This is a genomic window from Pseudomonas sp. MF6751 (assembly GCF_016613265.1).
In the GTDB taxonomy this organism is placed as follows: domain Bacteria; phylum Pseudomonadota; class Gammaproteobacteria; order Pseudomonadales; family Pseudomonadaceae; genus Aquipseudomonas; species Aquipseudomonas fluorescens_BV.
Genome location: NZ_JAENSV010000021.1, coordinates 12,739 through 26,626, shown reverse-complemented (window position 1 = coordinate 26,626; position 13,888 = coordinate 12,739). Strand labels below are relative to the sequence as shown.

General features: G+C 58.7%; 15 protein-coding genes, 1 tRNA gene and 1 pseudogene. 5 read left to right on the top strand and 12 right to left on the bottom strand.

Annotation, left to right across the window (positions count from 1 at the left end; translation table 11 throughout):
- Positions 1-8: 8 nt before the first annotated feature.
- Positions 9-734, top strand: coding sequence for an amidotransferase (locus JJD66_RS17625; RefSeq protein ID WP_200648663.1), 726 nt, complete (start codon positions 9-11; stop codon positions 732-734).
- Here the strand turns inward: JJD66_RS17625 and JJD66_RS17620 are convergent.
- The 3 genes from JJD66_RS17620 to JJD66_RS17610 form a co-directional block, all read right to left on the bottom strand.
- Positions 731-1,702 (bottom strand): magnesium and cobalt transport protein CorA, encoded by a 972-nt coding sequence (locus JJD66_RS17620; protein WP_034127041.1) that lies wholly within the window; start codon positions 1,700-1,702, stop codon positions 731-733. The two genes, JJD66_RS17625 and JJD66_RS17620, sit on opposite strands and share 4 nt — an antisense overlap.
- Before the next feature lie 159 nt (positions 1,703-1,861).
- On the bottom strand, positions 1,862-2,605 hold the full coding sequence (locus JJD66_RS17615) for a 1-acylglycerol-3-phosphate O-acyltransferase (RefSeq protein WP_198714497.1): 744 nt from the start codon (positions 2,603-2,605) through the stop codon (positions 1,862-1,864).
- Between the two features lie 212 nt (positions 2,606-2,817).
- Positions 2,818-3,510, bottom strand: a complete 693-nt coding sequence (locus JJD66_RS17610; protein ID WP_014719521.1) for a crotonase/enoyl-CoA hydratase family protein — start codon at positions 3,508-3,510, stop codon at positions 2,818-2,820.
- Between the two features lie 321 nt (positions 3,511-3,831).
- Between JJD66_RS17610 and JJD66_RS17605 the strand changes: the two genes are divergently transcribed.
- Positions 3,832-3,921 (top strand) — tRNA-Ser (locus JJD66_RS17605).
- Positions 3,922-4,069: 148 nt separating this feature from the next.
- Here JJD66_RS17605 and JJD66_RS17600 read toward each other — a convergent pair.
- From JJD66_RS17600 to JJD66_RS17580, 5 genes and pseudogenes are all read right to left on the bottom strand, one after another.
- Complete coding sequence (locus JJD66_RS17600) at positions 4,070-5,110, bottom strand: DMT family transporter (protein WP_200648662.1); 1,041 nt, start codon at positions 5,108-5,110, stop codon at positions 4,070-4,072.
- Positions 5,111-5,179: 69 nt separating this feature from the next.
- Positions 5,180-5,515: a hypothetical protein gene (locus JJD66_RS17595; protein ID WP_003193349.1), complete on the bottom strand. Its 336-nt coding sequence runs from the start codon at positions 5,513-5,515 to the stop codon at positions 5,180-5,182.
- 243 nt (positions 5,516-5,758) lie between these two features.
- Positions 5,759-6,124 carry a DUF2784 domain-containing protein gene (locus tag JJD66_RS17590; protein ID WP_198714501.1) on the bottom strand — a complete coding sequence of 122 codons (366 nt, stop codon included), beginning with the start codon at positions 6,122-6,124 and terminating at the stop codon, positions 5,759-5,761.
- Between the two features lie 51 nt (positions 6,125-6,175).
- Positions 6,176-6,502: a helix-turn-helix domain-containing protein gene (locus JJD66_RS17585; protein WP_047711582.1), complete on the bottom strand. Its 327-nt coding sequence runs from the start codon at positions 6,500-6,502 to the stop codon at positions 6,176-6,178.
- Positions 6,486-6,737 (bottom strand): annotated as a pseudogene (locus JJD66_RS17580) (type II toxin-antitoxin system RelE family toxin); the annotation flags it as partial. The pseudogene JJD66_RS17580 and the gene JJD66_RS17585, both read right to left, overlap by 17 nt.
- 226 nt (positions 6,738-6,963) lie before the next feature.
- Between JJD66_RS17580 and JJD66_RS17575 the strand changes: the two are divergent.
- Positions 6,964-7,650, top strand: coding sequence for an HAD-IA family hydrolase (locus JJD66_RS17575; protein WP_198714502.1), 687 nt, complete (start codon positions 6,964-6,966; stop codon positions 7,648-7,650).
- Between the two features lie 130 nt (positions 7,651-7,780).
- Here the strand turns inward: JJD66_RS17575 and JJD66_RS17570 are convergent, their stop codons facing one another.
- Complete coding sequence (locus JJD66_RS17570; protein ID WP_198848439.1) at positions 7,781-8,527, bottom strand: 3-oxoacyl-ACP reductase family protein; 747 nt, start codon at positions 8,525-8,527, stop codon at positions 7,781-7,783.
- 107 nt (positions 8,528-8,634) lie between these two features.
- On the opposite strand from JJD66_RS17570, the gene JJD66_RS17565 reads away from it, so the two are divergent.
- On the top strand, positions 8,635-9,558 hold the full coding sequence (locus JJD66_RS17565; protein WP_198714503.1) for a LysR family transcriptional regulator: 924 nt from the start codon (positions 8,635-8,637) through the stop codon (positions 9,556-9,558).
- A 105-nt stretch (positions 9,559-9,663) separates the two neighbouring features.
- On the opposite strand, the gene JJD66_RS17560 is transcribed toward JJD66_RS17565, so the two are convergent.
- From JJD66_RS17560 to JJD66_RS17550, 3 genes are all read right to left on the bottom strand, one after another.
- Complete coding sequence (locus JJD66_RS17560; RefSeq protein WP_057701053.1) at positions 9,664-10,392, bottom strand: aspartate/glutamate racemase family protein; 729 nt, start codon at positions 10,390-10,392, stop codon at positions 9,664-9,666.
- Positions 10,393-10,405: 13 nt separating this feature from the next.
- Positions 10,406-11,935: an NCS1 family nucleobase:cation symporter-1 gene (locus JJD66_RS17555; RefSeq protein ID WP_198714504.1), complete on the bottom strand. Its 1,530-nt coding sequence runs from the start codon at positions 11,933-11,935 to the stop codon at positions 10,406-10,408.
- 417 nt (positions 11,936-12,352) lie between these two features.
- A complete protein-coding gene (locus JJD66_RS17550) occupies positions 12,353-13,087 on the bottom strand; it encodes a phosphoadenylyl-sulfate reductase (RefSeq protein ID WP_198714505.1) in 735 nt (244 codons plus the stop codon).
- 151 nt (positions 13,088-13,238) lie between these two features.
- On the opposite strand from JJD66_RS17550, the gene thrH reads away from it, so the two are divergent.
- Positions 13,239-13,856 (top strand): bifunctional phosphoserine phosphatase/homoserine phosphotransferase ThrH, encoded by a 618-nt coding sequence (gene thrH, locus JJD66_RS17545; RefSeq protein ID WP_014719505.1) that lies wholly within the window; start codon positions 13,239-13,241, stop codon positions 13,854-13,856.
- Positions 13,857-13,888: the final 32 nt, after the last annotated feature.

Sequence of the window (13,888 nt, the reverse complement as noted above, 5' to 3'; positions counted from 1 at the left end):
TATTTTTTATGTCGCTACGCGTCTGCATCCTGGAAACCGATATTCTGCGTCCCGCTTTGATCGATGAGTACCAAGGCTATGGGCAGATGTTCAAGCGCCTGTTCGCCAAGCAACCGATAGCCGCCGAGTTTGTGGTCTACAACGTGGTGCAAGGCGAGTACCCGCCGGATGACGAAGTGTTTGACGCGTACCTGATCACCGGCAGCAAGGCCGATTCCTTCGGTACCGCCCCCTGGATCCAGACGCTCAAGACCTACCTGCTCACGCGTTATGAGCGCGGCGACAAGCTGCTGGGCGTGTGCTTCGGCCATCAGTTACTCGCGCTGCTGCTGGGCGGCAAGGCCGAACGTGCCAGCCAGGGCTGGGGGATGGGCACCCACGCCTACAAACTGGATGCCAAGACGCCATGGATGAGCCCCGAGGTGCCGGAGCTGACGCTATTGATCAGCCACCAGGACCAAGTCACCACCTTGCCGGAAAACGCCACCGTGATCGCCTCCAGCGAATTCTGCCCGTTTGCCGCGTATCACATTGGCGACCAGGTGCTGTGCTTCCAGGGCCATCCGGAGTTTGTTCACGACTATTCCCGTGAGTTGCTGGAAATACTTCAGACAACCCTGGGTGAAAAGGTCTACAGCAACGGCGTGGCCAGCCTGGAGCGCGACCACCACGGCGTGACCGTGGCGGAGTGGATGATGCGCTTTGTGGCGCACCAGCCTGAAGCCAAGGCTTAAAGCCAGCCCGAACGCTTGAAGCTGGCCCATAAACCGGTACAGCCCAAGGTAATAAAACCGAGCACCCCAAAATAGCCGTAGTGCCATTGCAGCTCGGGCATGTTCTGGAAGTTCATCCCGTAAATCCCCGCCACCGCCGTGGGGAACGCCAGGATCGCCGCCCACGCGGCGAACTTGCGCTGCACCACGCTCTGGCGCGAAGCCTCCAGCAACACACCGATCTCGATGGTCTGGCTGGCAATGTCGCGCAGGGTGGTGAGGTCTTCCATCTGTCGCGTAACGTGGATTTGAACATCACGAAAATACGGGCGCATGTTCTTGTCGATAAACGGGAAGCTGAGCTTCTGCAACTCCTGGCTGATCTCCACCATCGGCGCCACGTGCCGCTTGAGCCGCAACACATCGCGGCGCAGGCCGTGGAGGTGCTGGATATCGCGCTCGTTGAGCGAACTACACAGCACGTTACGCTCCAGCTCATCAATCTCGGCGTGGATCGCCTCGCTCACCGGCTGATAGTTTTCGGTGACAAAATCCAGCAACGCATAGAGTACGAAATCTTCCCCATGCTCCAGCAACAACGGGCGCGCCTCACAACGCTGGCGCACAAAACCGTAGGACGCCGAGTGGCCGTTGCGTGCGGTGATGATGTAGCCGTTGCCGGCAAAGATATGGGTTTCGATAAACTCCAGCTTGCCGTTCTCGCGCACCGGTGAGTAGGTGACGATAAACAGCGCGTCGCCGAAGGTTTCCAGCTTCGGGCGGCTGTGTTTTTCCATGGCGTCTTCAATCGCCAGCTCGTGCAGGTTGAACTGGCGTTGCAGGTTGTTCAGTTCCTGGGCGCTGGGTTCTTCCAGGCCGATCCACACAAAGTGCCCAGGTTTGGCGGCCCAGGCCGCGCCTTCATCGAGAGTGATATCCGAGACTTTCTTACCGGCGCTGTAGACGGCAGCCGCAACAACTCTACCCATGGTGCTGATCACTTCTTATCAATAGGACAGATGTTGGGCAGCTTAGCCTGAATGGCGTTCCGTTGTTGCTCACCGATATACCCGTTCCCCTGTGGGAGCGGGCTTGCCCGCGACAATCGTCAACGATAAGGCGGCGCCATCAGATGGGACCGTCGTCGCTTATACGTTTTTCGCGAGCAAGCTCGCTCCTACAAGCTCACGGTCCATCTGTGCAATGCATTCATCCATCTGCGTCTGACACGTCAGCAGCAACTGAGGGATGTCATCCACCGTCAACCCACAGGTAGGAATCGGCGGCAACGAGCGTATCAGCACACTGCCGCTGTCCCAACGATTGAGCTTCATCTGCGTCACGTAATTGCTGACACACACCTGCACGATAGGCACACCGGCCGCAATCGCCATATGGAACGCGCCTTTCTTGAACGGCAACAACCCCTTGCCCAGGTTGCGCGTACCTTCCGGGAACACCCAGATTGACGTGTCCTCATGCTGCAAGGTATGCGTGGTCGTCAGCATCGCACGCCGGGCCTTGTGCGCATTGCCACGGTCGATCAGCACATTGCCCGCCAGCCAGAACAACTGGCCGAACAGTGGTACCCATTTCAGGCTTTTCTTGGCGATGCAGACCGTGCGGTGGGGCACTACATTGCCGAACACAAACAAATCGTAATTGGACTGATGGTTGGCGATCACCACGCAGGTACCGGGCTTGTCGCGCAGCGAGTCGACGTCGGTCTTCACGTTCAAGCCCAAGATCCGCATGGCCGGCAACGCATAGAGGCGAGCGCAGAGACGGCTGTTGTCCGGGTTGAACGGCCGGCACACACCGACCAGCACACCCAGCACGCCAGCGATCATAAAATGCAGGCTCATCAACAACATACGCAACAGAAAAAGCATCGACACGGCCCATCGGGACAAAAGGTGGCGCAGTGTACGGATGTGCACTGTATTCGGCAATTGCCCCTACAGACGTAGGAGATAGCCGATGTTTAAGCGCATGTTTCCACATGGGCCGATAACGGCTAGCTAGAGCGGCTACGGACGTTTCACATTTATAGGTAAGAAAAAGCCCGACTCAAGGTCGGGCTCTGGTGCAGCAGGGGTAGGGCTTAGCTCAGGCTATGGCCCTGATCCTGGATGATTGCATCGTCCAGGGCTTCAAGCAGTGCGCGGCGCACTTTTAGCTTGGTGTGCTTGTGGGCGTTCATATTGATCTTCTTCAGCTGCCGCGCTGCTTCCAGTGCTGCAGCGTGCAGTTCTTCGGGTGCCACCACCTTGTCGAGGAAACCGGCGTGCAGGGCGCCTTGCGGATCAAACATCTCGGCATTGATCACCGAACGCTGAAACGCCGACTTACGCAGGCGATCCCGCGCCAACTCGATACCGGCGTGGTGCATGGTCATGCCAATCGCCACTTCATTCAGGCCAATGCTGAACGGGCCTTCGACGCCAATCCGATAATCGGCCGACAACAACAGGAACGCGCCCTTGGCCACCGCATGGCCAGGGCAGGCCACGATCACTGGGAACGGATGCGCCAACATCCGCCGCGCCAGGGTCGAACCCGAGGTCACCAGGCTGATTGCCTCTTTAGGGCCGGCCGTCATCACCTTCAAATCATAACCACCCGACAAAATCCCCGGCGTGCCCGTGATGATCACCACCGCCCGATCCTTCTCGGCCTGATCCAGCGCCGCATTAAACTCACTGACCACCGCCGGAGAAATGGCATTCACCTTGCCGTTGCTCAGGGTCAGGGTCGCGATACCGTCTTCGAAGTGGTAGGCAATCAACTCACTCATGACGCGATTCCTTGTAGGGCTTGTTATAGAGATAGATGCGCAGACGTTACTCACCACGCCCGTGCGGGTAAAGCGCCGTGACTGACTACCCAGTCAGGCTTTTCCTGCATCCCCAAGCGTAGACGCCCCGGAGCAGGGCACAGCAAGCACTCCAGACGCGTGCCGCCGATGCCTGAGAATGGCACAATCACCACCCCTTGCCGGACGGTGAATGGCATAACGGTCTAACCGCATGAAAATTCTGAAAAAAACCTTTGCCATCAGAAAGGCTTTCGAATACATTAGCGCGCCTCGACAGACTGAACTGGTTTGACGAGATACGGTGAAGTGTCCGAGTGGCTTAAGGAGCACGCCTGGAAAGTGTGTATACAAGAAATTGTATCGAGAGTTCGAATCTCTCCTTCACCGCCAAATTCGATGTAAACAAAACCCCTGGTTTCGAAAGAAACCAGGGGTTTTGTGATTTCTGGGGTTTGAAAAGTACAACTTCTATCAGCTCAGTTGTCTGGCCTTTCAGTCTGCCGCCCTATGACGTCACACCCTATGCCTAAGCCCGACCTCAATGCCTATGCCGATGATGCACATCCGGAAAGTGCGCATGGCTATGCCTCATCACTCCATGTGCATGCACATGGCTATGAGGCACCTTCGAGTCCCACTCAAACCCATGCTCATGCTGATGATGCTCATCATGCACATGCCAATGCCCATGTTCCGTTGCCTCATGCACATGCTCATGGGCATGCCGCTCCGTCAGGTGCAGCCACACGCCTACGGCCATCAGCGCCGAGGCAATCCAGAAGGCCGCGGTCACCGACTCGTCAAATACCAGCAACGCCACTGCGGCACCGAGAAAGGGTGCCGTGGAGAAGTAAGCGCCGGTGCGCGCGCTGCCCAGCCCGCGGAGGGCCAGCACGAACATCACCAGGCTGATGCCATAGCCGAGGAAACCTACCAGTAGAATCGGCGCCAATTGCGCCATGCCGGGAATCTGCGCCCCGAGGTAAAGTGCCAGGCTGCAATTGACCAGCCCCGCAATCAAGCCTTTGGCACCTGCGATAAACAATGCGTCAGACGCGGACACTTTGCGCGTGAGGTTGTTATCGATCCCCCAGCACAAACACGCCAGCGCAACGGCAAGCGGTCCGGACCAGTCCTGGCGGCTGCCGTCGGCACCGGACCCTGACAACACCACGCCGCCCAGCACAATGGCGAGCATGCCGAGGACGATGCGTCGGTCGGCGTTTTCGCGGAACACGACCCAGGCGATCACGGCGGTCAGTACCGACTCAAGGTTGAGCATTAGCGAGGCGCTGGCGCTGGTGGTGCGGGTCAGACCGAACATCAATGCAACGGGGCCGAGGATGCCGCCGAAGGCGATGGCGCCGAGTAGCCAGGGCCATTCCGATGGGGTTAGCCCGGTAGGTTTCCAGCCGCGATCACGGATCAAGCGCACACCGGCAAGGCCGATGCCGCTGCCGAGGTAGAGCAGGCCGGCGAGCAGGATGGGCGAGAGGCTCAGGCCAAGGCTTTTGGCCAGTGGGGTGCTGGCGCCGAACAGGGCGGCGGCCGCGAGGGCGTAAATGATGCTGAGGTTCATGGGCCATCCTCGAAAGTCAGGCCCATGATACGTCGCTTACCGGGGTCAGCGCCCTGGCAATTTCGTACTTTATTGCGCGGTTTTCAGCTTGATCACATCACCGGATATTTTGGTGGTGTAGCCGTTCAATACCCAGGCCCAGAACCACTTCTCTTGCACTTGCGTGTTGATCAACGCGTCGCCGCCCTTGGCCTTGATGGCTGCATCCTGGGCGCGCACGAAGCGGTTGTTCTGGCCTATCGGGATGACGCCCAGCAGCATGATGCCGGTGGCGCTGGCTTCGCTGTGGCCCAGCACGGTGTATTGGCTGGCGTCGTATTGCTGGGTTTTCATGGCGGTGCCGGTGCAGCCTGCCAGGGTGAAACCAAGTACGGCTGCTGCAACGACTTTACTGACGTATTTCACTCATAACTCCATAGGTTCAATCTCGAGATTCAATTCTCGGGGGGCGACACTCTAAGCGCTCAGTTGGCAGATTAAAATCAATCAGCGAGGCTGTGATGCAGATGACTCAGTCTGGCGCGTGCTCTGCGGTGATCCCATCACAGCCTCGCTGGGGCTCGACAGCTCCCACATTTGCTCTTCGGCGTGTCATAGATGCAACCACGACGGAATGAGGTGCGCTGATTTTTCACCAGCGCAGCTGTCTCAAGCCTGTACGTAACGGCGTACAACCCGCCCATACACCGCGAGGTTGATCACCACCACCACAGCTCCCAGCAGCAGTTGGATATTGGCAGTCAGCCCGGCGGGGTAGATCAGCGTCAGGATGTAGTGCTCGATAAACCCACCGCCATAACCATCCTGCCCGGCCAAGTGGCGAAACAGGTTTTCCCAACGGGTAAGCGGGCAGGGCAGGTGCAGCACCTCTACCGCGATGCCCCAGGCAACGGCGGGCAGGTGCAGCCACATTATCCGGGGCCACTTCAGGGTGAGCAGGCCGCCGAACAGCACGAACAGGATAAAGGCCAGGTGGAACAGCACGAGGCCGTCGGCGGCTAGGCGGTAGAGCATGTTTGAGCTCGATGTGAGGTGAAGGGATACGTGAATTTTTGCAGCGTGCCGTTATAGCTCCAGTTGACTGGCATTGATACCGAACGCCTTGGCTATCTTTTCTCGCGTGGTGCGGCGGGGTTTGCTGACCGCTTCCTGCTGGGCAAATGCCGATTGTGAAATACCCAGGCGTCTGGCGACTTCTTCCTGGGTCAAGCTCAGGTGCTCGCGCCACGCGCGAATAGGTGTTGCGCCATCCACCAGGCGGCTGACTACCGCATGGGGGATCAGGTTTGGATCGTTTTGCTGCGCCACATAGTGTTCATAGGGAATCACCACATAGGCTGGCTTGCCCTGCGTATTGTGGATGATCTGTACGGCAGTAGGTTCGCTCGTCACGTTTTTTAACCTCTTGGATACTGACGACCTGGATGCTGCCGTCCCAGTCGAAAAGGACCCGGTAATGACCTACCCGCAAGCGATAGCTGTGAGGATGGTTAACCAGCGCCTTGACGTTGATTGCATCGGGCATGTGTTCAAGAGCGGACACGGCATCGCGTACCTGTTGCTGATGATACGAATGCAACCGAAGCAATTGTTTGACGGCTTTTCGCGTCCATTGGATTGAATTCATGGGAGGTTAATAAGTCTTTTATAAGGTTTGCAATCGGTATTTTCAGATCCGCGTCAACGGGTCATGACGTTTTCCTCTCAAACCCTAGACGGCCGCCGTCAGCGCCGACGGGTAAAACTGTTGCGTGGTATGAATCAACGGTCGTGGTCCACGAAGGTTGCTTGCAGGCAATGAGGGCCGTTATTGTGCTGAATCCTTTTAGTCCTCGCCCCAAGGTTGTGTTGTGATGAATGCACCGCGTAACGCTGTCCCGATCAAGGCCGTGATTTTCGATATGGACGGGTTGTTGCTGGATACCGAAGGCATCTACACCGAAGTCACGCAGATCATTGCCGAACGCTATGGCCGTACCTACGACTGGGGCATCAAGCAGCACATCATCGGGCGGGGTGCCCAGGATTTGGCCGATTACGTGGTCAAGGCACTGGACCTGCCGATCACGCCCGCCGAGTTTCTGGAAATACGCGAACCGCTGATGAGCGAGCGCTTTCCCAAGGCCCTGGGCATGCCCGGGGCCGAGGCGTTGGTGCGGCACTTGAAGGCGCACAATATTCTGATTGCGGTGGGCACCAGTTCATCGCGTAACTCGTTTGGCCACAAGACCACCCTGCACCGTGAATGGTTTGGCCTGTTCGACACCATCGTCACCGCTGACGACCCGGAAGTCGGTGCTGCCAAGCCCGCGCCGGATATCTTCCTTACCGCTGCGCGCCGGTTGGGTGTAGCGCCTGAGGATTGTCTGGTGTTCGAAGATTCGCCGTTCGGCGTGACGGCCGCGAAGGCTGCGCACATGACCGCTATTGCGGTGCCCGATGAGGCGATGGCTGACAGCAAGTACCAGCATGCTGACCAGATTATTCGCAAGCTCGCCGACTTTGATTTGGCCGCCTACGGCTTGCCCCCCATGGCCTGACCCCGCGCGGTCAAAAATGTGGGAGCTGGCTTGCTCGCGAATGCAGGGTGTCAGTCAGTAGATTTATCAACTGACTCACCGTATTCGCGAGCAAGCCAGCTCCCACATTTGGGTTGCGGTTCTGCAAAAATCAGGCGCTGAAACCACCATCGATGGTCAGGCTGGCGCCCGTGATATAGCCGGCTTCCGGCCCGGCCAGATAGGCCACAAAACTGGCAATCTCCTCCACATGCCCATACCGACCTACCGCCATTAACCCGATCAGACTTTCGGCAAAATCACTGTTCGCCGGGTTCATATCGGTGTCCACCGGCCCAGGCTGCACGTTGTTGATGGTGATGCCCCGTGGCCCCAGGTCCCGCGCCAATCCCTTGGTCAACCCCACCAGCGCCGCCTTGCTCATGGCGTAGGGCCCGCCACCGCCAAAGGGCATGCGTTCGGCGTTGGTGCTGCCGATATTGATCACGCGGCCACCTTCGCCCATATGCTTGGCGGCTTCCTGGGTGGCGATAAACACGCTGCGTACGTTGATCGCCAAGGTCTGGTCGAAGTCTTCCAGCTTGAATTCTTCCAGCGGCGCGATGGCCAGCACGCCAGCGTTATTTACCAGGATATCCAGGCGTCCAAACGCCTCGACCGTGGCGTTGACCGCAGCGCGAATCGCCGTGGCATCGGCGCTGTCGGCGTGAATCGCCAGAGCCTGACCCCCTGCGCTGATCACCTCGTTCTGCAGTGTTTCAGCCTTGGCGGCCGAGCTGACGTAGGTAAAGGCAACCGCTGCCCCCTGGGCGGCGAGGCGCTTGACGATGGCGGCGCCGATGCCGCGGGAACCGCCTTGAATCAAGGCGACTTTGCCGGTGAGGTTGTGTGTGGTCATGTCGATCTCCGAGGTAGTTGATGGAGCGAGTATCGGCCTCACCCGCGCAGCTCGGTAGCCCGTGGTTGCTATAGTCTGTGTAAACCAAAAGTTTAGAGTGGGGCGATATGGAAAGCTTTGGCAGTATCGAATGCTTTGTGCGCAGCGCCGAGGGTGGCAGCTTTGCCGAGGCTGCTCGGCACCTGAGCCTGACCCCGGCTGCGGTGGGTAAAAGCGTTGCCAAGTTGGAGGCGCGCCTCGGTGTGCGGCTGTTTCAGCGCAGCACTCGGCGTCTGGCGCTGACCGAAGCCGGCAAGATGTTCCTGGCGGAAGTCAGCGGCAGCCTCACCACCATCCAAAATGCGGTCGCCAACCTGGCCAGTGCCGAAGGGCGGCCGGTGGGCACGCTCAAGGTCAGCATGGGGCCAGTGTTCGGTAACCGGTACGTGGTGCCGTTGCTGGGCGAATTTATGCGGCGTTGTCCGGATATCAGCCCGGACTGGCATTTCGATAACCGCCAGGTCGAGCTGATCGGGCAAGGCTTCGATGCGGCCATTGGCGGCGGGTTTGAGCTGCCCCAAGGCGTGGTGGCGCGCAAGTTGACCCCGGCGCACCGGGTGCTGGTGGCGTCGCCGGATTACCTGGCGCGGCGCTTGCCGGTACGGGCGCCCGACGACCTGTCGCACTGCCTTGGCATCTTGATTCGCTCGCCGCAGACAGGCCGGGTGCGTTCATGGCAACTGACCCATCGTGAGCGCGAGCACAGCCCTCTAGTGCTGAAACCAGCGATGACCATGAGCGACTCCGAAGCCGCTTGCTGCGCCAGTGCCCAGGGCCTTGGCATCGCGCTGGTGAGCATGCCGATGGCGGTGCCGTTCCTGGACAGCGGTGCGTTGGTGCGAGTGTTACCCGATTGGTATGTGGACGACGGCAATATTTCCATCTACTACGCCGAGCATAAATTGCTGCCGGGCAAGACGCGGGCGTTTGTGGATTTCATTATTGAGCAGTTTGCCGAGCAGAAACTGGCTCAACGGTTCAGTGCTATCTGAGCACGGCTTTACATCGAGTCGTGGCCGTCGCGGGCAAGCCCGGCTCCCACAGTGATCGCAATCCAATGTGGGAGCCGGGCTTGCCCGCGATGCAGGCGCATCGGTCTACCGTCCGAACTTGCCCGGCCAGCCGATGACCTTCTTCGGCCTCGGTGTCGCATAAGTCCTGACCTTCGAGGTCGACAACCCCAACCGCACCAACGACTCGGCCACCATCACCGCCGCCGTCACCCCGTCCACCACCGGCACCCCGGTGCGCTGGCGAATCTGCTCGTCCAGCCCGGCCATGCCGCCGCAGCCCAGGCAGATCACTTCGGCCTTGTCGTCGCGGATGGCCAGTTCCGCCTGGTGCACGATGGCCTCCATGGCTGCCAACGGGTCTTCTTCCAGCTCCAGCACCGCCATGCCGCTGGCGCGCACCGAAGCGCAACGCTGGTAGAGGCCGGCGAGTTTCAGCCGGTCTTCAATCAGCGGCACCGTGCGGTCCAAGGTGGTCACCACCGAGTAGGCGTGCCCCAGGAACATCGCGGTGCTGGCCGCCGCTTCGGTGATATCCACCACCGGTACATTGAGCAGTTCCTGCAAGCCTTCACGGCCATGTTCGCCATAGCCGGCCTGGATCACCGCATCAAAGGGCTGGTCGTAGGCCATTACCCGATCCATCACGGCGATGGCTGCCAGATAACTTTCAAAGTTGCCTTCCACCGATTCTGCGCCGAAGTACGGGGTGAGCCCGACAATCTCGGTGCCCGGTGAAGCCACGGCCCGTGCTTGCTGGGCGATGGTGTCGGTGATGGATTCGGTGGTGTTGACGTTGACCACGAGGATACGCATGGAAAGTCCTTGTTTAATGACTGACGTTATCGACGGCGATGCTTTCGCCGCTGACATCGGCGTAGTGCGGCTGACGCTTGGCAATCAGCAGGTACAGCAACCCGGCAATGCCGGCGCCAAACAACCAGGAAAACGGCGAGACGCTGGCAAACCCCGGCAGCAGCGCCAGTAAGATGGCGATCACCGCCGCAGGAATAAACGCCGCCACGGCGCGCATATTCACGCCTCGGCTGTAGTAATAAATGCCTTGGGGGTCTTCGCTGTACAGCTGCGGTACATCCACCTGGCTTTTACGGATCAGCCAGTAATCGACCATGATCACGCCGTACAACGGCCCCAGCAGCGCGCCGAGGCCAGAGAGGAAGTACACGATCACCAGTGGGCTGTTATAGAGGTTCCACGGCAGGATCAGCACGGCAACGAAGGCGCTGATCAGCCCGGCGCGCCGGAAGTTCAGGTACTTGGGCGCCAGGTTGCTCAGTACAAAGGCCGGGGCGACGAAGTTGGCCATGATGTTCACCGCCACGGTGACGATCAGGAAGGCCAGGCAGCCGAGCACGAGAAAGAAGGTGTTGGGGATCGCCGCGATGATTTCGGTCGGGCTTTCGATCACCCGGCCATTGAGTTGGAACTGTCCGCCGCACAGCAGCACGGTAATCGCGGCGAACACCAGGATATTGACCGGCAGCCCCCAGAAGTTCCCGACCTGGATGGTCTTGCGGCACGGCGAAGAGCGGGCGAAGTCGCAGAAATTGAGGATCAGGGTGCCGTAGATGGCCAGCCACAGCGCGCCGCCGGCAAAGATATTGCGCCACATCTCGCCGCCACTCAGGGGCTCGCGGATCGACCAGGCAATCTGCCCGTTCGCCTGGAAGTACATCCAGCCGGCCAGTGCGGCCACGGTCAGCAGTATCACCGGCCCGGCGAAGCCTTCATAGCGACGTACCATTTCCATGCCGTAGGCGAGGATCACCAACTGCACCAGCCAAATCGCCACAAAGCACGCCCAACCCAGGGTCGACAGGCCGAGAATCGAGTCGTGGTCATAATCGGCAAACCCTGGGTGAATGGCCGTCAGCAGCACGCGGAAAACTACCGAGGCCAGGTAGGTCTGGATCCCAAACCAGGCAATCGCAATCACCGCTCGGATCAAGGCTGGAATCTGCGCACCGTGAATGCCGAAACTGATGCGGCTGATAACCGGAAACGGCACACCGGTCTTCTGCCCCATATACCCCGAGAGGTTCATGAAGAAGTACACCAGTGCTGCGCCGATCCCCAGAGACAACAATATTTGCCAGCCGCCCAAACCCAATGCGTATAAACCGATGGCAAATGAATAGTTGGCGATGTTGTGCACGTCATTGGTCCACAACGCAAAAATGCTGTAGCGCCCCCAGCGTCTGCCCTCGATTTTGGTGGGGGCCAGGTCCTTGTTGTGCAGGCGTGGGCTGAGTACCAGCGGGCCGGGGCATGCAGCCTTGGGGTGGAGGGTAGAGGAGGGCAGATCCAGCGCGATATTGCTCGAAAGACTTGTACGCATTCGGCAGGCTCCAGCACATCCGCGGCAAAGCGGCGGACGGCAAAGTGTATGTAGGTTTTGTATTGATTGTATACAAAGCGTACTTCTGCCTAAGCCATATGCGTGCCAATTCTGGATATATGAAAAGCTTGGATAATTTCGTTTTTATATAGGTTGCGAATAACTTACTGAATTACAAACGTTATAAATTGACCGTTTGAACAGGTATTTATTTGTTTGTTAATTGCAGGGCTATTTATAGACAGCGCCATTGGCGCAGGGAGATGTTACGTTTTGGTGCGTTGTACATTAAGTTGCACATAAAAATGGCACTTATGGTTACAAGGTTGTGTACAAGATTTATCCCGCCCAAAAGCAGATATCGCATTCTGTAGGAGCGAGCTTGCTCGCTCCTACAGTGGCGGTGGCATCAGAGGCTCAAGCCTTGCTGATGATATTCCCCGCATGCAGTCCGCATTCTTTCTGCGTGGCTTCTTCCCACCACCAGCGGCCTTCGCGCTCATGCTGGTTCGGCAATACCGGGCGGGTGCAGGGCTCGCAGCCGATGCTGATAAACCCACGCTCATGCAGGCTGTTGTAAGGCAACTCCAACATGCGGATATAACCCCACACCTCTTCGCTGGTCATCTGCGCCAGCGGGTTGAACTTGTACAGGGTACGTTCCGGGGTGGAGAACGCCGTGTCGATTTCCAGCGCCGCCACCTGGCTGCGGGTGCCGGGGCTCTGGTCGCGGCGCTGGCCGGTGGCCCAGGCGCTGACACCTGCGAGTTTGCGGCGCAGCGGTTCGATCTTGCGGATGCCGCAGCATTCGCCATGGCCGTCCTTATAGAAGCTGAACAGGCCTTTCTCTTTGACGAAGGGCTCCAGCTTGCTCGGGTCTGGCGAGATCAGCTCGATGTCGATCTTGTAGAACTCACGCACCTGCTCGATAAACCGGTAGGTCTCCGGATGCAAGCGGCCGGTGTCGAGGCTGAACACTTTGACGTTCTTGTTCAGCTTCCAGGCCATGTCCACCAGCACCACATCCTCGGCACCGCTGAAGGAAATCCACAGGTCATCACCGAACTGGCTGAACGCCAGCTTGAGAATGTCCTGGGCAGACTTGTTGGCATAAGTCGCGGCGAGTTCAACGACGTCGAAGGCTTGGTTCATCAGGACGGTTCCTACAGGTCAGTGGCGCTGAGCGCTCTCTAGGAGGGCGATGGTATCAAAAACTGTCCCGCGTTGCGGCGGCGGGCTTGAGTCGCTAGAGTTCGGCAGTCCTTTTGCTCGCTCAACTAACAACATCTAACAGGAGTGTCGTGTGGAAATTGCCTGCCTTGACCTGGAAGGGGTACTGGTTCCGGAAATCTGGATCGCCTTTGCCGAGAAAACCGGCATTGAGTCCCTGCGGGCCACCACCCGTGACATCCCCGACTACGACGTGCTGATGCAACAGCGCCTGCGCATCCTCGACGAGCATGGGCTCAAGCTGGCCGATATCCAGGCCGTTATCGCCACGCTCAAGCCGCTGGACGGCGCCATTGAGTTCGTCAATTGGCTGCGCGAGCGCTTCCAGGTGGTGATCCTGTCCGACACCTTCTATGAGTTCTCCCAGCCGCTGATGCGTCAGCTGGGTTTCCCGACCTTGCTTTGCCACCGCTTGATCACCGATGAAAACGATCGGGTGGTGAGCTACCAACTGCGCCAGAAAGACCCCAAGCGCCAATCGGTGCTGGCATTCAAGACCCTCTACTACCGCGTGATCGCTGCCGGTGATTCCTACAACGACACCAGCATGCTGGGTGAAGCTGACCGTGGGATTCTGTTCCATGCGCCGGACAATGTGATTCGCGAATTCCCGCAGTTCCCGGCGGTGCATACGTTTGAAGACCTGAAGAAAGAGTTTATCAAGGCGTCGAATCGGCAGTTGAGCCTGTAAGTTATGCGGCGCGGCTGATTGCCCCATCGCAG